Source organism: Kitasatospora sp. NPDC032150 (assembly GCF_055579945.1).
In genome coordinates, this window is the sequence record NZ_JBVIMH010000010.1 from 190,501 (window position 1) to 214,102 (window position 23,602).

The 23,602-nt window shown below is 72.9% G+C and carries 22 protein-coding genes and 1 pseudogene; 12 read left to right on the forward strand and 11 right to left on the reverse strand.

Annotated features, from left to right (window positions below; genetic code table 11):
* Positions 1–533: 533 nt before the first annotated feature.
* A complete protein-coding gene (locus ACZ5ON_RS14915) occupies positions 534–854 on the forward strand; it encodes a hypothetical protein (protein WP_465591216.1) in 321 nt (106 codons plus the stop codon).
* Between the two features lie 33 nt (positions 855–887).
* On the opposite strand, the gene ACZ5ON_RS14920 is transcribed toward ACZ5ON_RS14915, so the two are convergent.
* From ACZ5ON_RS14920 to ACZ5ON_RS14935, 4 genes are all read right to left on the reverse strand, one after another.
* Positions 888–2,357: an alpha/beta hydrolase gene (locus ACZ5ON_RS14920; protein ID WP_465591219.1), complete on the reverse strand. Its 1,470-nt coding sequence runs from the start codon at positions 2,355–2,357 to the stop codon at positions 888–890.
* Between the two features lie 139 nt (positions 2,358–2,496).
* Complete coding sequence (locus ACZ5ON_RS14925) at positions 2,497–3,228, reverse strand: trypsin-like serine peptidase (RefSeq protein ID WP_465591222.1); 732 nt, start codon at positions 3,226–3,228, stop codon at positions 2,497–2,499.
* A 223-nt stretch (positions 3,229–3,451) separates the two neighbouring features.
* Positions 3,452–3,775, reverse strand: coding sequence for a putative quinol monooxygenase (locus ACZ5ON_RS14930; RefSeq protein WP_465591225.1), 324 nt, complete (start codon positions 3,773–3,775; stop codon positions 3,452–3,454).
* Between the two features lie 51 nt (positions 3,776–3,826).
* A complete protein-coding gene (locus ACZ5ON_RS14935) occupies positions 3,827–4,621 on the reverse strand; it encodes an SDR family oxidoreductase (protein WP_465591228.1) in 795 nt (264 codons plus the stop codon).
* Between the two features lie 321 nt (positions 4,622–4,942).
* On the opposite strand from ACZ5ON_RS14935, the gene ACZ5ON_RS14940 reads away from it, so the two are divergent.
* The 5 genes from ACZ5ON_RS14940 to ACZ5ON_RS14960 all read left to right on the forward strand — a co-directional run bounded on the left by ACZ5ON_RS14940 (position 4,943) and on the right by ACZ5ON_RS14960 (position 12,660).
* Positions 4,943–8,953, forward strand: coding sequence for a Pls/PosA family non-ribosomal peptide synthetase (locus ACZ5ON_RS14940; RefSeq protein ID WP_465591230.1), 4,011 nt, complete (start codon positions 4,943–4,945; stop codon positions 8,951–8,953).
* A 55-nt stretch (positions 8,954–9,008) separates the two neighbouring features.
* Positions 9,009–10,379 carry a diaminobutyrate--2-oxoglutarate transaminase family protein gene (locus ACZ5ON_RS14945; RefSeq protein WP_465591232.1) on the forward strand — a complete coding sequence of 457 codons (1,371 nt, stop codon included), beginning with the start codon at positions 9,009–9,011 and terminating at the stop codon, positions 10,377–10,379.
* 352 nt (positions 10,380–10,731) lie between these two features.
* Positions 10,732–11,844, forward strand: a complete 1,113-nt coding sequence (locus ACZ5ON_RS14950) for a carboxylate-amine ligase (RefSeq protein ID WP_465591234.1) — start codon at positions 10,732–10,734, stop codon at positions 11,842–11,844.
* Positions 11,845–12,237: 393 nt separating this feature from the next.
* Positions 12,238–12,369 carry a hypothetical protein gene (locus tag ACZ5ON_RS14955; RefSeq protein WP_465591236.1) on the forward strand — a complete coding sequence of 44 codons (132 nt, stop codon included), beginning with the start codon at positions 12,238–12,240 and terminating at the stop codon, positions 12,367–12,369.
* Positions 12,370–12,447: 78 nt separating this feature from the next.
* Complete coding sequence (locus ACZ5ON_RS14960; RefSeq protein WP_465591238.1) at positions 12,448–12,660, forward strand: DUF4287 domain-containing protein; 213 nt, start codon at positions 12,448–12,450, stop codon at positions 12,658–12,660.
* Positions 12,661–12,811: 151 nt separating this feature from the next.
* On the opposite strand, the gene ACZ5ON_RS14965 is transcribed toward ACZ5ON_RS14960, so the two are convergent.
* The gene (locus ACZ5ON_RS14965) at positions 12,812–13,768 is read right to left on the reverse strand and encodes a LysR family transcriptional regulator (RefSeq protein ID WP_465591240.1); all 957 of its coding nucleotides are present in this window, start codon (positions 13,766–13,768) and stop codon (positions 12,812–12,814) included.
* An 80-nt stretch (positions 13,769–13,848) separates the two neighbouring features.
* On the opposite strand from ACZ5ON_RS14965, the gene ACZ5ON_RS14970 reads away from it, so the two are divergent.
* Positions 13,849–14,292, forward strand: a complete 444-nt coding sequence (locus ACZ5ON_RS14970; RefSeq protein ID WP_465591242.1) for a YciI family protein — start codon at positions 13,849–13,851, stop codon at positions 14,290–14,292.
* Positions 14,293–14,501: 209 nt separating this feature from the next.
* On the opposite strand, the gene ACZ5ON_RS14975 is transcribed toward ACZ5ON_RS14970, so the two are convergent.
* Positions 14,502–15,341 (reverse strand): MBL fold metallo-hydrolase, encoded by an 840-nt coding sequence (locus tag ACZ5ON_RS14975; RefSeq protein ID WP_465591244.1) that lies wholly within the window; start codon positions 15,339–15,341, stop codon positions 14,502–14,504.
* An 81-nt stretch (positions 15,342–15,422) separates the two neighbouring features.
* On the opposite strand from ACZ5ON_RS14975, the gene ACZ5ON_RS14980 reads away from it, so the two are divergent.
* A complete protein-coding gene (locus ACZ5ON_RS14980) occupies positions 15,423–16,037 on the forward strand; it encodes a CGNR zinc finger domain-containing protein (RefSeq protein WP_465591247.1) in 615 nt (204 codons plus the stop codon).
* A 103-nt stretch (positions 16,038–16,140) separates the two neighbouring features.
* On the opposite strand, the gene ACZ5ON_RS14985 is transcribed toward ACZ5ON_RS14980, so the two are convergent.
* Positions 16,141–16,674: a ferritin-like domain-containing protein gene (locus tag ACZ5ON_RS14985; protein ID WP_465591249.1), complete on the reverse strand. Its 534-nt coding sequence runs from the start codon at positions 16,672–16,674 to the stop codon at positions 16,141–16,143.
* Between the two features lie 463 nt (positions 16,675–17,137).
* On the opposite strand from ACZ5ON_RS14985, the gene ACZ5ON_RS14990 reads away from it, so the two are divergent.
* Positions 17,138–17,458 carry a DUF3040 domain-containing protein gene (locus ACZ5ON_RS14990; protein ID WP_465591251.1) on the forward strand — a complete coding sequence of 107 codons (321 nt, stop codon included), beginning with the start codon at positions 17,138–17,140 and terminating at the stop codon, positions 17,456–17,458.
* 219 nt (positions 17,459–17,677) lie between these two features.
* Positions 17,678–17,833 carry a DUF6131 family protein gene (locus tag ACZ5ON_RS14995; protein ID WP_465591253.1) on the forward strand — a complete coding sequence of 52 codons (156 nt, stop codon included), beginning with the start codon at positions 17,678–17,680 and terminating at the stop codon, positions 17,831–17,833.
* Positions 17,834–17,883: 50 nt separating this feature from the next.
* Here the strand turns inward: ACZ5ON_RS14995 and ACZ5ON_RS15000 are convergent, their stop codons facing one another.
* Entirely contained in the window at positions 17,884–18,612 is a 729-nt protein-coding gene (locus ACZ5ON_RS15000) for an anti-sigma factor family protein (RefSeq protein WP_465591255.1), read from the reverse strand.
* Positions 18,605–19,159 carry an RNA polymerase sigma factor gene (locus ACZ5ON_RS15005; RefSeq protein ID WP_465591257.1) on the reverse strand — a complete coding sequence of 185 codons (555 nt, stop codon included), beginning with the start codon at positions 19,157–19,159 and terminating at the stop codon, positions 18,605–18,607. The genes ACZ5ON_RS15000 and ACZ5ON_RS15005 overlap by 8 nt, the downstream gene beginning before the upstream one ends.
* A gap of 449 nt (positions 19,160–19,608) precedes the next feature.
* Here ACZ5ON_RS15005 and ACZ5ON_RS15010 point away from each other — a divergent pair, with 449 nt between their 5' ends.
* Positions 19,609–21,390 (forward strand): ABC transporter ATP-binding protein, encoded by a 1,782-nt coding sequence (locus ACZ5ON_RS15010; protein ID WP_465591259.1) that lies wholly within the window; start codon positions 19,609–19,611, stop codon positions 21,388–21,390.
* A 22-nt stretch (positions 21,391–21,412) separates the two neighbouring features.
* Here the strand turns inward: ACZ5ON_RS15010 and ACZ5ON_RS15015 are convergent, their stop codons facing one another.
* Positions 21,413–21,979: a DoxX family protein gene (locus tag ACZ5ON_RS15015; RefSeq protein WP_465591261.1), complete on the reverse strand. Its 567-nt coding sequence runs from the start codon at positions 21,977–21,979 to the stop codon at positions 21,413–21,415.
* Here ACZ5ON_RS15015 and ACZ5ON_RS15020 point away from each other — a divergent pair.
* Positions 21,960–22,265, forward strand: a pseudogene (locus tag ACZ5ON_RS15020) (Clp protease N-terminal domain-containing protein); the annotation flags it as partial. The gene ACZ5ON_RS15015 and the pseudogene ACZ5ON_RS15020 overlap by 20 nt on opposite strands.
* A 7-nt stretch (positions 22,266–22,272) precedes the next feature.
* Here ACZ5ON_RS15020 and ACZ5ON_RS15025 read toward each other — a convergent pair.
* A complete protein-coding gene (locus tag ACZ5ON_RS15025; protein ID WP_465591264.1) occupies positions 22,273–23,595 on the reverse strand; it encodes a phosphodiester glycosidase family protein in 1,323 nt (440 codons plus the stop codon).
* Positions 23,596–23,602: the final 7 nt, after the last annotated feature.

Sequence of the window (23,602 nt, forward strand, 5' to 3'; positions counted from 1 at the left end):
TATCCGGGACACCCCGACCAGGGACCGTCGGCCCCGCTCCCCGGTACCACCGGTCCCGTCGCCGAGGTGCCGAGAGGCCCAACCGACGCCTGCTCCCGGAAGGTGCGCGACAGCGGGACAACCGACCCACGCGTACGACCGTCCCGTCAGACGGGAGCAGCCGAGATCCGACACCGCGCCGGCACCACCACCGCCACGGCCCGTGCCGGTAGCCGCGCCGCCACCGGAGCCGAGCTCAGTACGGCTGTTGCCAGTGCGGCACCGATTCGTCACCGCACCGCCTGTCAACGTGACTTCCGGACATCGGGTCACGGTGACCGACTGCGGCACCTGACACGCCCGGACGGAACTTCTCGGGCCCGGCACCGGGCCTCTGCCGCCCCGTCATATGCGGTCCGGATCCGGCTCGACGCCGACCGTGCCGGGTGCGCCGGGTCCGACCCGGTTCGGGCCGTGGCCGGACATTGTCCCGCCTCCGTATCAAAGCCGATTCACGCGGTGACCTGGAGCCGCCCAGGTGGTTGGATCATGGTGTGACCGATCCCGAACATCCCTGCCGCCCGTCCGCCACCCGCGCCGACTGGGCCCTCGTCCACCCGATGCTCACCGTGCTCAACCAGGCCGGTGTCCCCATCCGCAGCGGCGACCTCGACCAGCTGGGGCTCGCCGCCGGCCTCGGGCCCGAGTTCGCCCAGGCCTTCACCCGCTGGATCCGCGAGGCCCGCGCCACGGCCGCCGCCGCGCCGGTTCCGGCGGCACCGGCCCGCCCGGTCCGCGCGGTCGTCCCGTCACCGGTGGCCGAGCTTCCCGTTCCCGCCCGGCCGCGCCGTGCCCAGGAGCGCCACGCCTCCTGACCGCCGGTCAGCGGAGAGGACGGCGAGTGCCGTTCAGGAAGCGGCTGGCGGTATGGCCAGGTCGGTGAGGTACCCGACCGCCGCGTCGACCGTCGCCGGACTGTTGGCCCAGGCGGTGTGGCCGTCGCCCTCCCAGCGGAGCAACCTGCTACCGGGCAGGGCGCGCCGGACGGACTCGGCGAAGGCCGGCGGGGTGGCCACGTCGTGCGCGCCGGAGACCAGCAGCACCGGTGGGAAGTCTGCGGGCACCCGCCAGCCGTGCGGGGTCCAGCGCGACTGGCCGGGCCAGCCCGCACAGCCACTGGCGATGTCCCAGAACTCGGAGTAGCCGCGCAGGGTCGGCGCCGCCTCGCGCACCCGGCGGGCGAGCTCCGGGAGCGCCGCCTCGGCACCGGCCGGAACTGGGACGTCCTGGCAGATGATCGAGCGATACGCCGGGTACTCGGGGTTCTGGGCAGAGGTGAGGGGGCCGAGTGGGGCGAGGCTCCCCGTCTCGGCCGTCCGGCGCAGCGCCGTCGCGAGCATGGGGTAGAACACGGGCATCTGGAGGCCGCTGTCCACCGCCTGGGCGATCTCCTCGGCGCGGGCCCGGCGCTCGCCGTCCTTGATCTCGCCGGCGTCGGCCCGGCGCAGCAGGGTGGTCAGGAAGGCGGAGACGTCCTGACCGTGCAGTGCGCTCTCCGGGTGGCCGGCCGACCAATGCGCGAATCGGCTCACGCCGTCCTCGACGGCTGCGGCATCGAGGACGGCCATGCTCTGCCAGGGGAGCGCCCGGTCCACCACGCCGTCCACCACCATGGCCCGGACCCGCCCGGGGAACAACTCCGCGTAGCTCTGGGCCACCATCGAGCCGTAGGAGATCCCGAGAAGGTTGATCCGCCGCTCGCCCAGCGACGCGCGTACGGCGTCCATGTCCCTGGCGATGCTGCCGGTGTCCAGGTGTTCGGCCAGGGGGCCGCCGGCCCGGGCGCATGCCGTCCCGAGCCGCCGGTTGCTGCGCACCAGGTCGGCGGCGGCCGCCCGGTCGGCGGGGAACCTGCTCACCGCGGGGTCGATCGGCATCCGGCAGTGGAGCGGCGGGTTGGTGCCGGTGCCGCGTGGTTCCACCGCGACGATGTCGAAGCGTTCGCGCAGCGCCGCCGGGAAGTACTGCTGCCGAACCCGCCCGTCGAGCAGGTAGCCGACCTCGCCGGCCCCGGGGCCGCCGGGGTTGAAGAAGAGCGTGCCGACCCGGCGGCCCGGATCGGCGGCGGGCAACCGGGCCACCCGCACCTCGGTCCGCTCCGGGCTGCCCGGCCTGGACCAGTCGAGCGGGAGGGAGATCGCACCGCACCGGACGGTGTCGGACTCATCCGTCCCCGCGCAGCGCTCCCAGGTGATCCCTGGCGCCGTGGATGCCTTCCGAACTGCCGCGGGCGCGGCCTGAACCGTCGTGGACGGCGTGAGCAGTGCTGCCGCCGCAAGGGCGTACAACGCTGCGCGGGTCGTCTTCCGGTGTCGCATGTCCACCCCTGCCGGTCGTTCCGATGGACGGACCAGCACGGTATCCGGGTGCCGGCGAGCAGCGCATCGCTCTGCCGGGCGACTTCCCACGCCCCCTTCTCCGACCGAAGTCTGATTGCCCGTCAGCCTCTCGGCCGGGTCACCTGTCGGAGAAGACCGCGCTCACGTAGAGGTCGGCGATGGTGTCGTCGAAGGCCGCGCTGTAGGAGACGTCGGCGGTGTCGCCACCTTGCTGGTAGCCGCCGATGACTCCGACGACACTGCCGGTGGACTCACTCACCCAGGGGCCGCCACTGGTCCCGCCGGTGTAGGCGGGGCAGTCGATCCGGCGCTGGTGGGCGGTGAAGGCGGTGGTCACATTGGTGCAGAGCAGCGGCAGTTCGGACCGGGCGGGGTAGCCGTAGAGCCGTACGGCCTCGTGGAGGCTCTCGTCGACACCCAGCGGGAGCCCGCCGACCACGCTCTCGATCGGCCGGCCGTCACTGTCGGGCGCCACCCGGAGGAAGGCGAAGTCCTGGTCCTGGTTCGCGTTCTTATGCCAGCCACTCGTCTCGAAAACCTTGACGACCCGCCAGGCCCCGTACGGCGCCTTGCCGTTGCGGTATCCCGGGGCGAACACGACTCCGTCGGGCGAGGACACGCAGTGCGCCGCGGTGACCAGCAGATCCCCGGTGGGGCTGTCGACCACGGAGGCGGTGCAGAAGTGTTTGCCCGGTGCGACCGGGCCCGAGAAGAGCGGGCCAACCCGGTCGGCCTCCGCTCCGGGCGGGGCGGTCGAGGTGGTGGGTCCCGGAGCCGCGGACGCCGCCGCCTGCGTGCCGAGCGCGATCACTGCCGAGGTCAGCGCACAACCGATCCAACGAGCCTTCACGAGGGTCCTCCCCCCACCGGGGCCCGGTCCGTCGGGCCCGCCGCTGACAGAAAGCCTGCCACCCACGAGACCCGTCGCGCTCGGTGTGTGACCCGATCGAGCGGCGGTGGGCCGCGATCGGCCCTCGCCTCGCGGCCCCATCACACAGCGCTGCCCCGACCGCGCCGAGAACGGCCGTGGTCGGGGCAGCGGCTGGCAGATGAAGCGTCACCCCGCCGGCGGGTCAGTCGATCCCGAGCTCGCCCATCCGGCTCCAGCCGGTGGCGCCCTCGATGGTGGTGCTCACGATCTGCGGCGCCCGCTGGACCAACGGACGCATCGTCTCCATGGCGGCCCGGAAGTGATCGGAGTTCACATGCGCACCGCCGGCGCCGTCCTTGAAGGCCTCGACGAGTACGTAGGTGTTCGGCTCCTCGGCACTGCGCGACCACTCGAACCAGAGGTTGCCCTCCTCGGCGCGGGTCGCCTGGGTGAAGGCCTCGACATGGGACAGCCAGGAGTCTGCGTACTCGGGCTTGACCGGGAATTTCACGACGATGAGGATCACGAGTCGAGTCTAACCGCGGATCAGCGGCATTCCCCTCGGTCGCACCGGCGGTCAGCGCTCCTGGGCCGTCGGGCGGACCATGATCTCGTTGACGGCCGCGTGCGCGGGCTGGGTGACCATGAACACGATGGCGCGGGCGATGTCCTCGGCGCGCAGCCACGCGCTTTTCGGCAGGTCGAAGGCGATGGCGAGCCTGGCGTCGTCGGCCGTCATCTCCGTCGCCGTCACGCCGGGCTCGACCAGGCCGACCCGCACCCCCCGCCCGGCGACCTCCTGGCGCAGTGCCTCGGCGAACGCGCAGACCGCGTGCTTGGTCGCCGAGTAGACGCTGTTGCCCCGGCGCGCCACGCGGCCCGCGACCGAGCTGACGGCCACCAGGTCGGCGACGCCGCGCGGCCCCTCGGCGGCCGCTCGTACCAGGTGCGGCAGAGCCGCGCTGGAGATGTGCAGGACGGCCTTCAGGTTGAGATCGACCATCCGCTCCCAGTCCTCGGGATCCCCCTCCTCCAGGGTGTTCAGCGCCGCGTAGCCCGCGTTGTTCACCAGCGCGTCCAGCCGGCCGAGTCTCCGGGCGGCGTCCCCGACGGCCCGGCGCGCCTGGCCCGCGTCGATCAGGTCGGCGGTGATCGAGATCGATCTGCCGCCGAACTCGTCGATCGCGGAAGCCAGCTGCTCCAGCCGCTCGCTCCGGCGCGCGACCATGGCGACCACGGCACCCTGCCGGGCCAGCGCGAGCGCGGTGGCCGCCCCGATCCCGCTGGACGCACCGGTCACCAGCGCCGCACAGCCCGCCAGCGGCTGCCCGTTCGCACCGGCCTCGCCGGTGTCCGTGTCGCTCACACCCATGGTCGTCCTCCGAAGTCCGTCGGCGCCGCGGACCGGGCGGCAGCGCCTCACCCGGCTCCAGATTCTGCCGTGACCACCATGGAAAGCGAAGATTCCATTACGCCAACAAGGTGTCGGCGGACAACGCCTTTCCCGGGCGAATACCGGTCATACGTATATGAGGAGTCTGAGAATTCCGGCCTGATCAGGCCGCCCCACCGACCGCCTTCACGGTGAAAGCAGGCGCGCGTGCCGCACTTCGGATGCCACCTGACGGTATGTATTGTCCGGAGGATTGAGTGTGCGAATTGGGAATTTCTCCGCCGACGACCAGGAGGAGCTTTGCCACGTACCGAATCGACCGCGGACACGGCCGCGCCGAGGGAGCTCACACTGCCGAAGGTGCGGCGGCTGGTCCAGTACTTCGAGCGGGCCTGCGACCGGGCCCCGCAGAACACCGCGGTCAGCTGCGGCCCGTCCCGGCTGACGTACGCCGAGCTCGACCGCCGGGCCAACCGCCTGGCCCGGCTGCTGCGGCAGCGGGGCGCGGCTGAGGGCCGGACAGTCGGGATCCTGCTCGAACGGTCCCTGCACACCTATGTCGCGCTGCTCGCGGTACTGAAGTCCGGTGCGGCCTACGTGCCGCTCGACCCCTCCTTCCCGGCCGACCGGGTGGAGTTCATCGCCCGGGACGCCGGGCTGTGCGAGCTGCTGACGACCTCCGCGATGCGTGCGCGGACGCACGATCTGACCTGCCGGGTGCTCGAACTCGACCAGCCGCTCCCTGAGTTGGCCGATCTTTCGGACGACCGCCCGATGGTCGAGGTCGACCCGGAGTCGGTGTGCTACGTGATCTACACCTCCGGGACCACCGGACGGCCCAAGGGCGTGGCCGTCTCCCATGCCAACATCGTCAACTTCCTGCGGGTCGCCGCGCCGGTCTACCGGGTCGGTGCGGCGGACCGGGTCTACCAGGGCCTGTCCATCGCCTTCGACTTCTCCGTCGAGGAGATCTGGCCGGCCTGGGCGGCGGGGGCGGTGCTGGTTGCCGGACCGACCGACGAACGCCGGGTCGGCGACGGGCTGGCCGCGTTCCTCACCGAGCAGGCGGTCACGGTGCTGTGCTGCGTGCCGACCCTGCTGTCCACCATCGAAGCCGAAGTCCCCACCCTGCGCAGCCTGCTGGTCAGCGGCGAGGCCTGCCCGCCCGACCTGGTGCGACGCTGGTCCCGCGAGGGCCGCCGGATCCTCAACGTCTACGGCCCCACCGAGTCGACGGTCACCGCGACCTGGACCGAGCTCTCCCCCAGCCGGCCGGTCACCATCGGGACCCCGCTGCCCACCTACCGCGTCTACCTGCTCGACCAGCGGCTGAGGCCGGTCCCCGACGGCGACAGCGGTGAGATCTGCATCGGCGGCCCCGGCGTGGCGATCGGCTACCTGAACCGCCCGGAGCTCACCGCCGAGCGCTTCATCCCCAATCCGGTGCAGGCCGACCGGGCCGACAGCCCCCGGATCTACCGCACCGGCGACCTGGGTCGGCTGAACCCGGCGGGAGAGATCGAGTTCCTCGGCCGGATCGACACCCAGGTCAAGATCCGCGGGTACCGCATCGAGCTGGCGGAGATCGAGGAGGTGCTCCGGGAGGACCCGGCGGTGGAGAACGCGGTGGTCACCCCGCGCGAGCAGGACGGGGCCGTCCACGACCTGGTCGGCTACGTCACACTGACCGGCCACCCGGACGGGGACGACGACGGCTTGCGCAAGCGCCTGCACACCACGCTGCGCCGCCGGCTGCCTGAGTACATGATCCCCTCCTACGTCGAGGTGCTCCCGGAGTTCCCGCTGCTGACCGCGGACAAGGTGGACCGCAAGGCGCTGCCCGCCCCCGTCTCGGTGCCGCTGGCCAGCGGAAGCCGGCCGCACGTGGCCCCCGGGTCCCCGCTGGAGCAGCGCATGGCGGCCGTCTGGCAGGAGGTCCTCGGCCGTCGGGAACTCTCCGTCGAGGACGACTTCTTCTGCGACCTGGGCGGCCACTCGATGGCCGCGGCGCGGCTGATGTCCCGGCTGCGCCGACTTCCCGGCTTCGAGCGGCTGGCGATGGCGGACCTGTACCTCCAGCCGACGGTTCGCTCGCTCGCGGCGTTCGTCGAGCGCGGGGACGCGGCCGCCCCGGCCCGTCAGCAGGCCACCGGCCCGCCGCCGCGCCGGCACTCCACCGCCCGGGTGGCCCTCTGCGGCACGGCCCAGCTCGTCGCGCTGTACGGGTGGCTGCTGCTGCTCGGACTGCCGGCTCTGGTGGTGCTCTACCGGGTGCTGGCCTCCTGGGGCGTCCACACGGCCGGAGCGGGTGACGGCGGACCGCTGGATGTGCTCATGCACCTGCGGTACTCCGTGTTCGTGCCGGTGCAGATCGGCTGGCTGCTGCTGAACATGCTGCTGATCCCGGTGATCGGCTGCCGGGTGGTGCTGGCCGGCGTCCGGCCGGGCTGGTACCCGCTCTGGGGCGTCACCTACCTGCGGTTCTGGCTGTACACCAAGATCCTCGCGTTGACACCGATCGGGCTGCTGGCGGGCTCCCCCCTGCTGCCGGCCTTCCTCAGGCTGCTCGGCGCCAGGGTCGGCCACGGCTGCCACGTGTCGGCTCCGATCCCCCTGCCGCCCCTGGTGGAGCTCGGCGACGAGGTGAGCGTCGGCTACGGCGCGCGGGTGCAGGCCTACGCGGTCGAGGGCGGCTGGCTGCGGCTGGCTCCCGTCCGGCTCGGCACGGGAGCGTTCCTCGGTACCAACAGCGTGGTGCTGCCCGGCGCGGTGATCGGTGCGGGTTCCTCGGTCGGCGAGCAGTCGCTGGTCCCCGCGGACCAGGTGGTGCCTGCGGGCGAGCACTGGTCGGGCTCACCGGCCGCCCGGCAGGACGCCGCACCGCTGGTGCTGCAGTCCCTCGCGGCGCAGCCCGACGCCCGTCCCTGGCCGCTGCGGGTACTGGCCGGCTACGCACTCGGGGCACTGCTGCTCGGGCTACTGCCGGTGGCCGTCCTCGTTGCCGGTTCGGCGGTCGTCGTCCTGGTGGCCGTGCGGTACGGCTTCGCCCGGGCGCTGCTCTCGGCGCTGGCGGCCGGGCCGGTGATCGTGGTCACCACCTGTGCGCTGATCGTACTGGCCAAGCGGGCGGTGCTGCCGAGGGCGCGGGCCGGCATCCACCCGGAGCGCAGCGGCTTCGGGGTCCGCAAGTGGATCGCCGACGGGATGCTGACCATCAGCCTGACCATGACCCACTCGCTCTACTCCACCCTCTACCTGGTGCCGTTCCTGCGGCTGCTCGGTGCCCGCACCGGGCGCTGGTCCGAGGTGGCCACCGTCAGCTTCGTCGACCCGGACATGCTGATCATCGGCGAGCTGAGCTTCGTCGCGGACGTCAGCGTGGTGGCGCCGGCGGTCTTCCACCGGGGCCGGATCGCACTGGACCCGGCCGAGGTCGGCACGCGGAGCTTCGTCGGCAACGGGGCGCTGCTGCCCGGCTCCTGCCGGATGGGCGACGGCAGCCTGCTGGGCGTGCACTCGGTGGCACCGGCCCGGCCGATCGAGCCCGAGACGACCTGGTTGGGCTCGCCGGCGCTCTTCCTGCCGCGCCGGGAGGGGAGTCAGAAGTTCCCCGCGAAGTACACCTACGAACCGAGCCCGGGTCTGATCGCCGCGCGCCTGGCCATCGAGTACTTCCGGGTGACCCTGCCCGCGACCATCGGCATCGTCTCCGTGCTGCTCTTCCTGTACGCCGCGGTCGCGCTGGCCAGGACCACCTCGCCGCTGCCGGTCCTCCTGCTCGGTCCGGCACTGCTGCTCGGCGCCGGGGTGTTCGCCACCCTGGTCGTGGTGCTGCTCAAGTGGCTGGTCATCGGCCGGTACCGGCCGCGCGTCGAACCGCTCTGGGGGATCTGGGTACGGCGGACCGAACTGATCACCGGCCTGTTCGAGAACCTGGTGGTGCCCAGCCTGATCGCATTCCTCACCGGCACACCCCTGATGGCCTGGGTGATGCGGCTGTTCGGCGCCAGGATCGGCCGGCGGGTCTGGCTCAACACCACCTACCTGACCGAGTTCGACCTGGTCGAGGTGGCCGATGACGCGGCCGTCGGCGAGCGCACCTCGCTGCAGACCCACCTTTTCGAGGACCGGGTGATGAAGATGTCCACGGTCCGGGTCGGCGAGGGCAGCTCGGTCGGCCTGCGCTGCGTGGTGCTGTACGACGCCGAGGTCGGTGCGGGCACCTCGCTGGACGGGTTGTCCCTGGTCATGAAGGGCGAACGCCTTCCCCCGCACACCCGGTGGCGCGGTATCCCCGCCCGTCCCTGCTGATCCGCCCGGCGGGGCGCCCGTGCCGCCCCGCCCCCACCCACTCTGGAGGCACCGCATGACCTCGCTCGACGAACTCGACACCTGGTCCGGCCCACGGGTCGACGGCGACCTGCCCGGGCCGCGCTCCGCCGCGCTCCTCGCCCGCCAGGCGCGCCGCGAGTCCAACGCCCGCAGCTACCCCCGGCGGCTTCCCATCGCCATCGCGGAGGCGTCCGGCACCCTGGTGCGGGACGTGGACGGCAATGTCTTCATCGACTTCCTGGCCGGCGCGGGCGTGCTCTCGCTCGGCCACAACCACCCGGAGCTGGTGGCGGCGGTGACCGCCCAACTCGGTCTGCTGACCCATGGCCTGGACTTCCCGACCCCGATGAAGGACGCCTTCACCGAGGCCCAGCTGTCCATGCTGGCACCGCGCCTCCAGGACCGGATGAAGATCCACTTCTGCGGCCCGACCGGCGCAAACGCCGTGGACGCCGCCATCAAGCTCTGCAAGACCGCGACCGGCCGCGGCGAGATCGTCTCCTTCCAGGGCGGCTTCCACGGCAGCAGTCACGCGGCCATGGCGGTCACCGGGCTGGTGGCGCAGAAGCAGCCGGTCGCCAACGGCGTCCCCGGGGTGCACTTCTTCCCGTACTCCTACTGCGCCCGGTGCCCGCTCGGGCTGTCACCGGACAGCTGTGCCACCAACTGCGTCGAGTACCTGGAACGGGCCCTGGCCGACGGCAACGGCGGGGTGCCGCTCCCCGCCGCGGTGATCATGGAGATGGTCCAGGGCGAGGGCGGCATCGTCCCCGCCCGCCGGGAGTTCGTCCAGCGGGTCCGCGGCCTGACCCGGGACCTCGGCATCCCCCTGGTGGTCGACGAGGTGCAGACCGGCTGCGGGCGCACCGGGACCTGGTACGCCTTCGAGGAGTACGGCATCGATCCGGACGTCATCGTCGCCTCCAAGGCGCTGAGCGGCATCGGTGCCCCGGTCGCGGTCATCCTGTACGACCGGGAGCTGGACACTTGGGCACCCGGCGCGCACACCGGGACCTTCCGGGGCAACCAACTGGCCTTCGCCGCCGGGGTGGAGGCGATCCGGATCATCCGGCGCGACGACGTCCTCGGCAATGTCACCCGGCGCGGCGAGCAGATCGCGGAGCGCCTCTCGGCGCTGCAGAAGCACCCCTGGGTGGCCGAGGTGCGCGGCCGTGGGCTGATGTGGGGCGTCGAGTTCGCCGACCCGGTGGACGGCCGCCCGGCGGGCTCGCTGGCCGCGGACGTCCAGGCCAGAGCACTCCGGCGCGGCCTCATCGTCGAGGTCGGCGGCCGCGAGGACTGCGTGGTGCGTCTGATGCCGCCGCTCAACGTCACCGCCGAGCACGTCGAGAGCGCGTGCGTGATCCTGCTCGACGCCGTCGCGGCGGCCGTGCGGGAGGCCTGATCGCTCCAGGCAGGCCGGACGGTTCGGTGGCCCCCGCCGCCCCGGAACAGATCGGGCCTCAACCGGGTTTTCGATATCAGTCCGCGTGCCGGCCCGGTCGTTCGGGATCGAGTAGCGCCGGCCGGGCGGCGCGCTGGGCAGCTGAGGAGGGCTCTTCGATGACGATCTCCGCCCCGCCCGATCCGGACACCGATCCGCCTGGTCCCGGCCCGCTCCCGCATCCCGGCCCCGGGGCCTGCGAGCCGGCTCTCCCGCAGCCGCAAGAACCGGCCCCGGAGCCACCACACCCGCCACCCGACCCCGGCCCGGCCCTCGCTCCCCTGCCGGCCCTCGTCCCGTAGCCGGTGATCAGATGGCCCATGCACCACTGGAACTGCTGAGCCTGGGCGTCGAGGAGGAGTTCCTGCTGGTCGACCGGCGCAGCCGACGGCCCGTGCCACGGGCGCCCGAGGTGATCGCCGAGGCGGGGCTCATTTTGGGCGGGCGTGTGCAGGCCGAGTTCTATCCCACCCAGATCGAGGTGTGCACCTCGCCGGTGCGCACCGTCGACGAGTTGCGCGCCGAACTGGTCTCCCTGCGCCGGACGGTGGCGGCGGTGGCCCGGAGTGCGGGCTGCCTGCTGGTGGCCAGCGGCACTCCGGCGCTGCCCGGCCACATCCCCGCTGAGGTGACCGACATTCCGCGCTACCGGCGGATGGCGGAGCAGTTCGGCGCGGTCGCCGACGGCAACGGCGGCGGGGTGTGCGGCTGCCATGTCCACCTGGGCACGGCGTCGCGCGCCCAGGCCCTCGCGCTGGCCAATCAACTACGCCCCTGGCTGCCCACGGTGCAGGCGCTCGCCGTCAATTCGCCCTTCAACGAAGGCCGGGACAGCGGCTTCGCCAGCTGGCGGGCGATCCTGTGGAACCGCTGGCCGACCGTCGGCCCGGCACCGATTCTCGACGAGGCCGGGTACGAGGAGCTCGCGAACACCCTGGTCGACTCGGGCCTGCTGCTGGACCGCCGGATGATCTACTGGTACGCGCGCCCGTCCGAACACGTACCGACCCTGGAGCTGCGGGTCGCCGACGTCAACGCCGATCTCGACACCACCGTCCTGCTCGCGCTGCTGCTGCGGGGCCTGGCGACCGTCCTGCTGGCGGAGGTCCGGGAAGGCGCCCCCGCACCCGACGTTTCGGGGACGCTGCTGCGCGCCGCGCACTTCCAGGCCGCCCGGGGCGGGCTGGAGGGGGCCGGGGTGGACCCCTTCACCGGGCGGGCCCGGCCACTGCGCACCCTGCTGGAGGAGCTCACGGTCCGGGCCGCGCCGGGTCTCCGCGACAGCGGCGACCTCCCGCTGGTGGAGCAGCTGCTGGCCGGGCTGCTGGCCGCGGGAACCGGCGCGAACCGGCAGCGCGCGGTGTTCCGCCGGCGCGGGCGACTGCTCGACGTGGTGGACGCGCTGGCGGAACTGACCGTCCCCTGAACGACCTTGGGCGAACCGGTGCTGCGGTGAGTGAACCCGCGGCACCGGTTCGGTGCACGGGCGCACCGCCTTCGACGACCGCCGTCCCGAGCCCCGCGGCGGCCCGAGCCAGGACGAGCCGAAGTATGACGGGCGTCACTTCCAGTGGGCGATTACTTCACCGCCGCTCTCCGGTCTCACCTGCGACAACACCGCAACGCCCGAGCCCGGGCAGGCGAACGAGGAAGGCCTCCCATGACCCACACGCTCACCGCCCCCGCCGCAGCACGGCACCGTCCACATGCTCAGTGGCATGCTGTGCTACCTCTCGCTGTGCGCCGCGTTCGTCGTGTCGGCCCGGCATTTCGCCGTCCGGCAGCCGCGCGGCCGGGCGTGGCCTGCCGCCTGGCGCCATTGGTTGTCCTCGCCGGTTTCGCGGGGTCCGCCGCCACCGTGATGGCCTTCACCGCGTGGGCCGGGCTCGGCCTCGTCTGGCTCACCGTGGTGTCCACCCGACTGCGCGCCGAGTCGGCGGCGGCGCGGTAGTCCGGGCGCCGGATCGCCCGGTGTGAGATGACACACCTACAAGATCATTTACTACTGGATGAATGGCAGACTGCGGACATGACTGAACCCGTGAAGGGCCCCGCGAGCTACTTCCCTTCGATCGAGAAGAAGTACGGCCGCCCGATCGCGGCGTGGAAGGACCTCATCCGCTCCTCGCCCCTGACCAAGCACACGGAACTCGTCTCCTGGCTCAAGACCGAGCACGGACTGGGACACGGCCACGCCAACGCCCTGGTGGCGCACACCCTCGCCGAAGACAACGGCAAGTAGGCCCGAGCGGCACCGGCCCGCTGCGGTGTCTGCCGGGCCGGTGCCGCCGGGTGCCCCCTCTACTGGGCTCCGCCAGCGGGGCCGCCGGCCTCCCCGACCGGGTTCGCGCCGCGTTGTGCCGGGCGCCGGGCGGGCGAGTGGCGACCCGGGCTCAGCCGCCCGCCGGGTACGCGGCCCGTGGGGTGCCGGTGGCCCGGTCCGGAGCCGGGCAGTGGCGTCGCAGCGCCGCGACCAGCTCCCGCAGTACCGGATCCGGGTTCGCGGCGCGCCAGGCGGCGGTCAGGGTGAGGCTCGGGGTGTCGTCCCCCGCCAGCGGCCGCCAGACGAGGGCCGAGTCGTCGGCGACCATCGAGGCGGCCTGCAGGGCGACTACCTCCTCGCCGCAGGTCAGGTGGGTCAGGAAGACCGAGCGGTGACTCGAACCCGGGCGCAGCTGCGGATCCCAGCCGTTGCGGCGGCACACCGCCAGCACCTCGTCATGGTGCCCCGGGGCCGACTCCCTGGGAAACCAGATCAGGTCCTGTCCGGCCAGATCACCGAAGCCGACCGCGTCCAGCCCGGCCAGCGGGTGGGCGCGGCCCACCACCACTCCCATCGGCTCCTGCCACACCGTCATGGTCCCCAGATCCGCGGTCGGGAACGGCGCGGTGAGCAGCCCGAGATCCAGGTCCCCGCCGGCGAGCCGGTCGAGCTGCTCGGCCGTCGAGGCGTCCTGGAACCGGATCCGCGCGGCGGCGCCGGCGGCCGTGCCGGTCCGGCGGAGTGCGGCGCTCGCGTCCCGCACCCGCCGGACCAGCGCCGCGGGGACACCCGCCGGGACTCCGACCGTCAGGACCACGGGCTCGGCACGGACGGCCGTCTCCACCGCGCGCCGCGCGCGCTCGGCCGCGTCCAGTGCGGCCTTCGCCTCGGGCAGCAGGGCGAGTCCGGCCGCGGTCAGCGTCATGCCGGTCGAGCTGCGCTCGAACAGTGGGGCGCCCAGTTCCTTCTCCAGCAGCCGGATCTGTTGGCTGAGGGATGGGCCGCTGAGGTACAGCCGCTGGGCCGCCCTGGTGAGGTTCCCCTCCTCGGCAACGGCTTGGAAGTAGCGGAGCTGACGCAGTTCCACGGTTCCCCCGGACTGGCGGTGACGTTCGCAGGTGTGTGCGACCAGCATCGTAGCGACCGCCGAACCATCAATGACCTGCGGTGTTCGTTCCCGACTACCGCCCCTTCGGCCGGAACTCATGGACGCCCCGGGGCCCGGAGCGGTTCGCTGGGCCAAACGGGACGGCCGCGACGGCGGCCGGCGACTACGGGCTGGAGAACGCCGTGTTCATCCTCACACTGACCTACCTCAAGGGCCTGGCGGAGATCGACGCGCTGCTGCCGGCTCACCGGGAGTACCTCGAACGCCACTACCGCGAGGGCAGGTTCCTCCTCTCCGGTCGGCAGGAACCCCGGACCGGCGGCCTCATCCTGGCGTTGGGCGACGATCCGGACGAGATGTGGGAGATCACCCGGACCGATCCCTTCGTCACCTCCGCCGTGGCCCGGTACGACATCATCCGGGTGACCCCCACCGGAGTCAGCGCGCTGCTCGGCGACGCCCTCGCGGCAGCGGGCCTGACCGATCTCACCGTCATCGGCTGACCCCGGGCGGTTCCGGGGCCGGCGCTGCTGAGGGTCTGGAGGAACACCTCACGGTCGGTTCCGCATGGTCTCCTCTTCGTGGGGGATGGGGCTCGGCACTCCGGGGGTACGGCGCGGGCACGGCCGGAGGCGGGGCGGACGTCCGGTGGACGCATCCCGCCCCGCCTCGGCCAACGGCTCCGACACGGTGGGAGCAGGCCGACTCCGCTTCAGACCGTGGCGGCGCCGCCGGGCGGCAGCAGGGTGAGGCGGTCGGACAGGCCCGCCCGGGCGAAGGCGGCGCGAAGGTCGTCCGCCCCTTCGGAGAAGTGCTGCCAGCTGTCGTGGTGGAGCGGCACGATCCGGCGGGCACCCAGAATCCGCGCCGCCTCGGCCGCCTGTTCGCTGCTGAGGGTCAGCAGGGCGCCGTCGAGGATCCCCGTGCAGGCCGCGCCGGCGAAGATCAGCGCCAGGTCGACGGGACCGAAGCGGTCCGCCACCTGCCGGACGGCGTCCAGCGAGGCGTTGTCGCCGCTCACATAGACCGTCGGCAGGTCGGGCGCCGAGAGTACGAAACCGGTGACCTCGCCGCACACCGGCTCGCAGCCCTCCGGTCCGTGCCGGGCGGGTACGCCGGTGACGCGCAACGGCGTTGCACCACCGGGGCGTTGAAGGTCCACATGGGCCCAGGGGGCAAGCGGGTGGGCGTTGCCGCCGAGCCGCGCCGCGCCGTCGGGCGTGGTCAGGACGACCGGAACGGTGGGAAGCAGGGCGCGGCCGCCCTCGTCGAGATTGTCGGCGTGCTGGTCGTGGGAGAGCAGCACGGCGTCGATTCGCCCCAGCTCCTTCGGTCGCAGCCCGGGGCCTGCGGTCTTCGTCAGCACGGAGCCGGACGGAGAGGTGTAGGCGCCGGGGGCGTCGAAGGTGGGGTCGGTCAACAGGCGCAGGCCGCCCAGTTCCAGGACGGCGGTCGGCCCTCCCGCTGCTCGGATGCCCACCTGCGGCCCCGCGGCGGGGGCGGCTCCCAGCGGTGCGGGCGCAGATCGGTCGTCGGCGGATACCAAGGTCATACTCCTCACGGATATGGTCTTCGTTTGCCGTGAGAAGCTAACCGATCTTCACGGAAAAGGTCAACGGTTAACATGAGAGACATGGATCAGCTCTCCGCCAGCGGACCGAACCGCCGCCCCGACCCGCTACCCCCGGCACCGGGCGAGGAGCGCTCGGTGGCGCTCGCCCTCGTCAACACCAGGACCGTGCGCGGCGGCGCACCGGTCGACGCACTCGACACGCCGGAGGTCGCGACCAGCTGGCTCGCCGAACACACTTCGGGCGAGGGCGAGTTGAGGCTGGACACGGCTGCCGCGGCTGGCCTGCGCGAGCTCCGCGAGGCGATCCGCGCTCTGCTCGCCGCCGCCATCGGCCGCACGGACCCTCCGCGGTCGGCGGTGGACACTCTCAATGGCGCCCTGCGTGCGGCGCCGACGGTTTCGGCACTCGACTGGCCGTCCGAGGACCGACCGCGGCGCCGGGCCGTCGCGACCGGCGGCGACCAGGTGGCCAGGGCACTGTCCGGCCTGGCCGAGGACGCCCTCGGCCTGCTGTGCGGATCCGACGCCCAGGCGCTCGCCGCCTGTCATGCCGATGACTGTGTCCGGCTGCTGCTGCGCAGCCACGGCCGGCGCCAGTGGTGCAGTACGCGTTGCGGCGACCGGGTGCGGGCAGCCCGCCACTACGCCCGTCGGCGCACCGCCGGCACCGACTGACGCCGGTATCCCACGGGGTGCGGCTGCTCCCCCACGTGTGCAAGGACGTGCCCGCCAGTGCGGCCGGGACGGCCCAGGCGGCCAGTTGCGGGACCGGGACGGTTCAGGCGGCCAGCAGCTCGGCCAGGGCCTCGGCGTTCTCCTGTTCGTCCGCCAGCAGGGATTCGATCAGCTGCCGGGTGGCGGGGTCGCGGTCGCCGATCCAGTCGGCGACCTTCTGGTAGGTGGAGACCACGATCCGGGCCGCGAGCAGGTTCTGCTCCAGCATTCCGCGCAGTTCGCCGTCGTCGGGCGCGGAGTAGTCCGTGTGTGCGCGCTGGGCGAGGGTGGCGGGGTCGAAGTTGGGCTGGGCGCCGAGCTGGTTGATCCGCTCGGCGACGGCGACCGCGTGACGCATCTCCTGGTCGGCGTGCCGGTCGAACAGCGCCCGCACCGCGGACCGTTCGGCGCCCTGCGCCGAGATCGCGTGCCGGGTGTAGCGCAGCCAGCCGACCACCTCGGTCGCGACCACGTCGTTCAGGACGCTGACCACCCGCTCGGTATCCAGTCCGTGCCCGGAGGTCGCCGGCCCGGCGGACATGGTCTGCAGGGCTTCGCGGCGGATCCGGTCCACGTCGAGCGCTAGACCGTAGCTCATGGCGTACTCCCTTCCGGCCCTGCTCACCGGCGTCGGCTCACTGCCAGCGTCTCTCCGCTCCGGCCGCGCCGAAACTCCACGGTGGCCGCCGCGCCGCGACGGCCGGTCCGGCAGGGTGCGCCCCGCCCTGCGGGTGGGTTCGAGGACCAACCACGGGCCGGCCCGGTGCCGGGAGGGGCGTTCGGGCTGCTGTGGTTCCGGCCGCGTACGAGAATGGGGAAGCGCCGTACGGACGGCGGCCGTTACCCGAGTCGCCGCCGGTCGCGCTGTCCCGCGGGCCCTCGGCGGCCGGCGACCGGACCTCGCCCGCGATACCGCCGGGCTCGGACCCGCTGTGGACGGCGGCGACGGTGGGTGGCCCCGGGATACCGCGTACACCGGCCGGGCGGCGGCGTCAGAACGGGCGTCCACCAGGCGACAGCCAGGCAGAAACCCGTCACCGGCTGGTATGGAGGTGGCGACGATGGGCGAACCGAGCCTGTCACCGCGGGAGCGGCAGATCCTCACCGAGATCGAGGCGGACCTGCGGAACGACACCGGACTGGACCGCCGGCTGCGGAACATGCGGCCCGGTCGGCTGCGGTGTGCCTTCCAGGCGCTGTGCCGGGTCCCGGTCTCCGTCCTGGTTATGCTGGCGGCCTGCTCGCTCGGGCTGCTGTCGGTCGGTGTCCAGGTGCGCTCGGCCACCGCGCTGGGCGTGTTCGCGCTGATCTGGGCCATCACGGTGGTACTGCTGCTGGCCCGGGGGGTACACGGGTTCGTCGAGCGACGCCGGGCCCGGTGACCGGCCGGCGGCGACGACGCGGCGACCGGGTGGGCGCCCGGAGCCGTGTCCCCCGAAGGTGTCGAGGCAGGTCCGTCGCACGCAGCCGCTTAGACCCGGTCGGTCTTAGCTGCTGACCGGACGGTACACGCCCCGGGCATGCGGTCGGCCGGGTGATTACGCCTCCCGAGTCAGGGCACAAGCGTGGACGAGGGGGGGTCGTCCAACCGGGAGGTCGTCATGATCATCCTCGGAATCATCCTTCTGATCATCGGATTCGTCACCGGCATCACCATCCTGTGGTCGATCGGCGTCATCCTCGTGTTCATCGGACTCATCCTGTGGGTTCTCGGCGCGGTGGGCCATGCCGTCGGTGGCCGCAGCCACTACTGGTAGGACTCAGACCGACCGGCAACAGGGCTCGCGCAGTCGTGTACCGCTCGGTCTTACGTCTCCGGTGGCGGATACATCGGCACGAACGCGGCGTCCGCCAGCACCGAGCCGTCCGCGGAGAGCAGCCGGAGGCCGGTGACCGGCGCCGAGCTCTGCGGATACGGGCCGTCCCAGTGCCCGTACCCGGCGGTGACGGTGAACGGGCCGAAGGTCACGCTGGAACCGTCGCCGCGCTCGACCTGGCACTTGATCTTGCCGGCGATCGAGGTCCCGCCCGCGTCCAGCGACATGTAGAACCAGGCGTACGGGCCGGTGGAGATCAGTGCCCGCCCGATGGTCCGCCCACTGGCGACCAGCTTGGCGCTGAACAGCGAATGGCCGGCCGACGTACCGCCGGGCAGGCTGATCACGGGCGGGTTCGGGTGCTGGGATGCGCCTATCACCCAGCCGCCCACGCCGCCGAAGGCGAGGGCCGCCGCCGCCGCCGCCGCGGGGAGGGCGAACCGGTAGCGGGCCACCCGTCGTCTGATCCGATGTGCGGGCGACAGTCCGAGCCGTCGGAGCACCCGGGTTTCGAAACCGACCGGGGGTTCGCTGCCCTGGATCACGCCCACCAGCCGGTCCGCCGTCAGCGCCAGTTCACGGATGTCCTCGTGGCAGGCGGGACAGGACTGCAGGTGGGCGATGGCGTTGGCCCGCTCGGTGGCGGGCAGCACGCCGAGCGCGAGTTCCGCGCTCATCTCCCTCAGCTGCGCGCAGCTGAGTCCGCCGACGTCAGTCACGGCCGGTCCTCCTCTGCTGCGCCAGGGAGGCTCGGAGTTTCCCCATCGCCGCCCTGATCCGGGTCTTGGCGGTGCCCAGCGGCACCTGTTCGAACTCGGCGATCTGCTGGGCGGTCATCCCGTAGATTCCCGCCATCACCAGCGCCCGGGCCTGCTCTCTCGGCAACTCGGCGAGCGCGCCGCGCAGCTCCTCCGAGGTCTCCTCGGCGATCGCCTGCCGTTCGGGTGTGCACGTGACGGCCTCCAGGAAGTGCGCCAGCTCGTCCGGTTCGAGCGGGACGGTCCTGCGGGTGCGGATGGTGTCCACCGCCAGATTGTGGGCGATGGCCGCCAACCAGGTACGGACGGAGCCGCGGCGCGAGTCGTACACCTGGCCGTAGCGGCAGGCCCGTTCGAAGGTCTGCTGGGAGATGTCCTCGGCCAGCTGTACGTCGCCCGTCACCGCGAGCGCCACTCCGAAGATCTTGTGCTGAAACCGGCGCACGAAGGCCAGGGCGATCTCCGGGTCGCCGGTCATCAGGCCTGCCAGCAGGGCCTCGTCAGGCATCCGCTCCAGGGTGGCGCCTATCCGGTGCATATCCACACTACGTACCACGGTGCGGGAGGGATTGCCCGGGCAATCCCTCCCACACCTTTCTGCGTAGTACTTGATGGCCCCGACTTGGACCGGCCGAGCGGCCGGAGCCCGGAGCGGGGAGCCGGGGACCCCTCGCACCGGCCCGGCGGCCGGGAGTGCCCCGCCCGGTGCCGGGCGGGAGGAGGCTTCCGGCGCGCGCCGCGGGCCCCGTGGCAGGCCGGTCGTACCCGTCAGGCAGAGAGGAGCCCAGGATGAGCGTCTTCAGTCGGTTCGGCTTCGGGCGGCACGGCCGGCACCGCCATGGCCGGCACCGCCATGGCCGCCACCACCACCGCTACTGAGCGAGGGCACCGGAACCCTCACCTCCGGGGGCCGGCCGTGATCGGTCGGCCCCCTTCTGCCGCGACGGAGGCGACGTCTTGGAGTCCCTGGCACCCGGGTCCGCTGTGGACGGGCCGGTCGCGCCCTCACCCGCGGTCCCCACGCGGGTGGCCTTCCGGCGGTTCTGGCCGTGGGTGCGTCCCGACGCTCCGTGGCTTGCGGTCAGCGCCGTACTACTGGTGGCGGGGAGCCTCGGTGAGGTGGTGTCGGTCTGGCTGTTCAAGGACCTGATCGACGAGGTGCTGGTCCCCCGGCGGTTCTCGGCCTTCTGGACGCTCGGGACGGCCATGCTCGGCACGGCCATCGGCGCCGCGTTGCTGACCTTCTCGGGCGGCTACGGCGCGCGACGGGCCGCCGAGAGATTCGTCCTGCGGCTGCGCACCGCCGCCGTGGCGCATCTGCACACCCTCCCGCCCGACACGCTGGAGCGGCACCGGCCCGGCGACGTGGTGTCCCGCCTGACCCGGGATGTCGTCGCCATCGAGCAGCTGGTCGCCTCCGGGCTGGTCGAGGGCACGGCGGCCCTGTTCGGGCTGCTGCTGTTCACGGCGGCCGCAATGTACCTGAGCCTGCCGCTCGCGCTCGTGGCGATCTGCACCGCCCCGCTGTTCTGGGCCTCGGCACGGTTCTTCGGTCGGCGGTTGCTGGTGCGCGAGCGGGTGGCGCAGCGCCGGGCGGGCGGGGTCAGTGCGGTGGTCGAGGAGAGCCTGCGCAACTCGGAGCTCGCCCGCACCTGCGAGCAGGAGGCCCACGAGGTCGGCCGGGTCCGGCGCGAGGGCCGCGCGCTGATGGACGCCGAGTTGGCCGCCGCGCGGCTAGCCGAGCTGTACCCGCCGTTCCTCAATGTGCTCGAAGTGCTCGCCGGGCTGGCCGTGGTGGGCATCGGCGCGTACGAGCTGGAGCGCGGTGTGCTGAGCCTCGGCGGGCTGCTGGCGTTCGCCGCCTTCATGGCGCAGCTCTTCGAACCGGCCCACCAGCTCTCGGAGTTGGCCTCGGTTGCCGGTACGGCCGGCGCCTCGGCCGAGCGGCTGCTGGAACTGCTGGACACCCCGAGCCCGGTGCGTGAGCACCCACGTGCCCGCGACGTGCGCACGGTCGCCGGGCGGCTGTCCTGCGACCAGGTCGGGTTCGACTACCCCGGCCACGCGGGTCTGCCGCTGCTGGCGGACATCAGCTTCGACCTCCGCCCGGGCGAGGTCCTGGCGGTGATGGGACCGAGCGGCTGCGGCAAGTCCACCCTCGCCAAACTGCTGGTCCGCTTCCTGGATCCGGACCTCGGCACCGTGTGCCTGGACGGCGAGGACCTCAGGGAGCTGACCCTGCATTCGGTGCGCCGGGCCGTCACGCTGCTCCCCCAGCGGACGGCGCTGTTCCGCGCCACCGTCCGGGAGAACATCGCCTACGGCAGGCCCGGCGCCTCGCAGGCCGAGATCGAGCGGGCCGCCAGCGCCGCCGACGCGCACGGCTTCATCACCGAACTGTCGGACGGGTACTGCACCGAGATCGGCCGCGACGGCTTCCAGCTCTCCGGCGGGCAGTGCCGGCGGATCGCGATCGCCCGGGCCTTCCTGCGCGGTACCCCGGTGCTGGTGCTGGACGAGCCCACGGCCGGGCTGGACGACCGGTCCGCCGAGAAGGTGATCGCGCCGCTGCGGCAACTGATGGCCGGGCGCACCACCGTCCTGATCACGCATGACCGGGCGTTCGCCCGCACGGCCGACCGCATCCTCTGGCTGGGCCACGCCGACGCCGGTGAACTGCCGTACGACGGCCGACCGCGGCGGACCACCGGGTGCGGACGGAGCATGACCCCTCTCTAGACCCGTACCGCCAAGTCCGGGTCTAGAGCGTCACCCCTTTCAGGGACAGCACGATGGCGGCACCGGCACCACCGAACACCAGGGCGGTGGCCATGCCCCACCAACCGCCCCGGCCCCAGCGGAACGGGCTGTCCAGCGCCAGGCGCCCGGGCCCGATGCCGGCGAGCGCGATCGCGATCAGCGACAGGCACATCGGGTACTCCAGGCCGCCCTCGTCGGACCACAGTCCGTGGCCCGAGGTGACGGCCATCGCGTTGGGCATCACCCCGACCACGGCGGCCGCGGCCGGCGGGGTGAGCAGTCCGAGGGCGGGGCCCAGTCCGCCGCCGAACTCCGACAGTCCTCCCAGCGCGGCGAACAGGGTCCCGGGACGGTAGCCGAGTTCCTCGAAGCCCTTGGCGGTGGCGCTCAGACCGCGCCCACCGAAGGCACCGAAGAGCTTCTGGGCACCGTGACCGGCCGGCAGCAGCGGGGCCAGCCGGAGCACCAGCAGGCCCGCATCGACGGCGGAAACCGGCGGCGCGTGCGCGGAGCCGCTGGTGGCGCGGGGAGAGGCCCGCAAGCCCGGGACGCCGGCCGCCCGGGCCATCACGGCCCAGGGCATCGCCCTCGACGCCGTCCGCCTGGCCGTGACCGCCGCACTCCCCCCGGCCGGCGACCAGGTGCCCGACCTGATCCCCTACGACGGCCAAGCTCGCAAGGCGCTCGAGCTCACCTTCCGTGAGGCCCTGCGGACCGGGTACAGCCACGTCGGGACGGAGCACATCCTGCTGGCCCTGCTCGAACTGGAGCACGGCACCGGTCCACTCAGCGGTCTCGGTATCACCAAGGCCGCCACCGAGGCCCAGCTCGCTCCGGCGGATCCCTCGCAGTAGCCGTTCCTCATCCGGCGAACACACCGATCCCGTTGGGCACCGGGCGCTCCTGACCCCGGTCCAGGTTGTTGCGGATCCGCACCTGGCCGCTGCCCTGGTCCCGGGTCGCCAGCGTGGCGGATCCGCCGCCGTCCAGGTAGGCGGCCTCCGCGCAGCCCAACGAGCGCAACAGCTCGGCGAGTTCACCGACGGTCAGGCCACTGGAGGCATTCTCCCGCCCGTCGGTCGACAGCAGGTGGAGCACCCGTCCCGAGGCGGCGATCCCGACCGCGCTCCGGGGCTCCGCGACCTCGGTGTCCAGCCCCGGCAGCGGCGCGTGCGCGCGGACCAGCGGGTATGCGCCGAGCGCGAAGGCGAACGGCACCGCGGCACTGGACTCGAAGGCGTAGTCCGCCGTGACCGGGGTGCCGGGCGCCAGCTCGCGCAGCGCCCGGGCACCGGCCTCCCGCCCGAGCAGCACCACCGCGTCCGACGGGATCACGCCCCGGCCCGGGGTCTCGGACACCGACTCGACCTTCCCCTGGCGGACCGTCACCTCATAGACCTCGCCCGAACACGGCGCTGCCCGGTTGTCGTCGGTCCCGCAGACCGCTCGGGCCCGCGAGGCCGCCCCCCACTGCGGGGTGAACACACCGATCGAGTCCACCGGCAGGGCGTACTGGTTCAGCCCGCGCAGCTCCAGCACCCCCTTGGGCGTACGGACCCGGCCGCGCAGGGTGAGCCGGGCGGTGCGCGCCCGGCCGTCCGCGCCGACCCCGAACACGTCCTCACTGCTGTCCCCCTCCGGCGGCGTCCAGCCGAACCGCTGCCCCTGCGGCACGGCGGCCTTCAGCGGACGGCCGTCCAGTACCATCGGCCCCGAGGTGGCGCCGGTCGCCTCCACCCCCGGGTGCTGCTCCTCGCTGATGTCGAAGAAGTCACCGTTGACCGCCCCCACCGCGCCCTGCTCCGCCGCCATCCCCGACACCGGCGCCCCGGCGGCGACCACACCCGGGAAGAGCAGCCCGGCCCGGACCCCCGGCTGCCGCAGATCCACCGTCAGCAGATGGACCCGCGTCTCGCCATGCGAACCCGGCACGGTGAACGACCGGTAGTCCACACCCGGCACCACCTGCTCCGACGGGCCGAAGCGCCCCTCGTCCGGGGCCGTGTAGGGCTCCTCGGGTGCCGGCCTGGCGGCGCCGGCGGGCGCCGGCGGTGCCTGCGGCCTCGCGGCAGCGGGCGGGGAGGCCCGATCGGCCGCCGGGACCGCCGGCCTCGGCAGCGGGTCGATGGACGTGCTCAGCAGAACGACCAGGTAGGCGGCAGCGGCGTGGGTGACGGGCCTCATGGGGCCA

Bases quoted from the DNA above. Each gene is read 5' to 3' on its own strand.
- ACZ5ON_RS14920 (WP_465591219.1), bottom strand. From the start codon at position 2,357: ATGCGACACCGGAAGACGACCCGCGCAGCGTTGTACGCCCTTGCGGCG.
- ACZ5ON_RS14935 (WP_465591228.1), bottom strand. From the start codon at position 4,621: ATGGGTGTGAGCGACACGGACACCGGCGAGGCCGGTGCGAACGGGCAG.
- ACZ5ON_RS14945 (WP_465591232.1), top strand. From the start codon at position 9,009: ATGACCTCGCTCGACGAACTCGACACCTGGTCCGGCCCACGGGTCGAC.
- ACZ5ON_RS14950 (WP_465591234.1), top strand. From the start codon at position 10,732: ATGGCCCATGCACCACTGGAACTGCTGAGCCTGGGCGTCGAGGAGGAG.
- ACZ5ON_RS14960 (WP_465591238.1), top strand. From the start codon at position 12,448: ATGACTGAACCCGTGAAGGGCCCCGCGAGCTACTTCCCTTCGATCGAG.
- ACZ5ON_RS14975 (WP_465591244.1), bottom strand. From the start codon at position 15,341: ATGACCTTGGTATCCGCCGACGACCGATCTGCGCCCGCACCGCTGGGA.
- ACZ5ON_RS14980 (WP_465591247.1), top strand. From the start codon at position 15,423: ATGGATCAGCTCTCCGCCAGCGGACCGAACCGCCGCCCCGACCCGCTA.
- ACZ5ON_RS14985 (WP_465591249.1), bottom strand. From the start codon at position 16,674: ATGAGCTACGGTCTAGCGCTCGACGTGGACCGGATCCGCCGCGAAGCC.
- ACZ5ON_RS14990 (WP_465591251.1), top strand. From the start codon at position 17,138: ATGGGCGAACCGAGCCTGTCACCGCGGGAGCGGCAGATCCTCACCGAG.
- ACZ5ON_RS14995 (WP_465591253.1), top strand. From the start codon at position 17,678: ATGATCATCCTCGGAATCATCCTTCTGATCATCGGATTCGTCACCGGC.
- ACZ5ON_RS15005 (WP_465591257.1), bottom strand. From the start codon at position 19,159: ATGCCTGACGAGGCCCTGCTGGCAGGCCTGATGACCGGCGACCCGGAG.
- ACZ5ON_RS15015 (WP_465591261.1), bottom strand. From the start codon at position 21,979: ATGGCCCGGGCGGCCGGCGTCCCGGGCTTGCGGGCCTCTCCCCGCGCC.
- ACZ5ON_RS15025 (WP_465591264.1), bottom strand. From the start codon at position 23,595: ATGAGGCCCGTCACCCACGCCGCTGCCGCCTACCTGGTCGTTCTGCTG.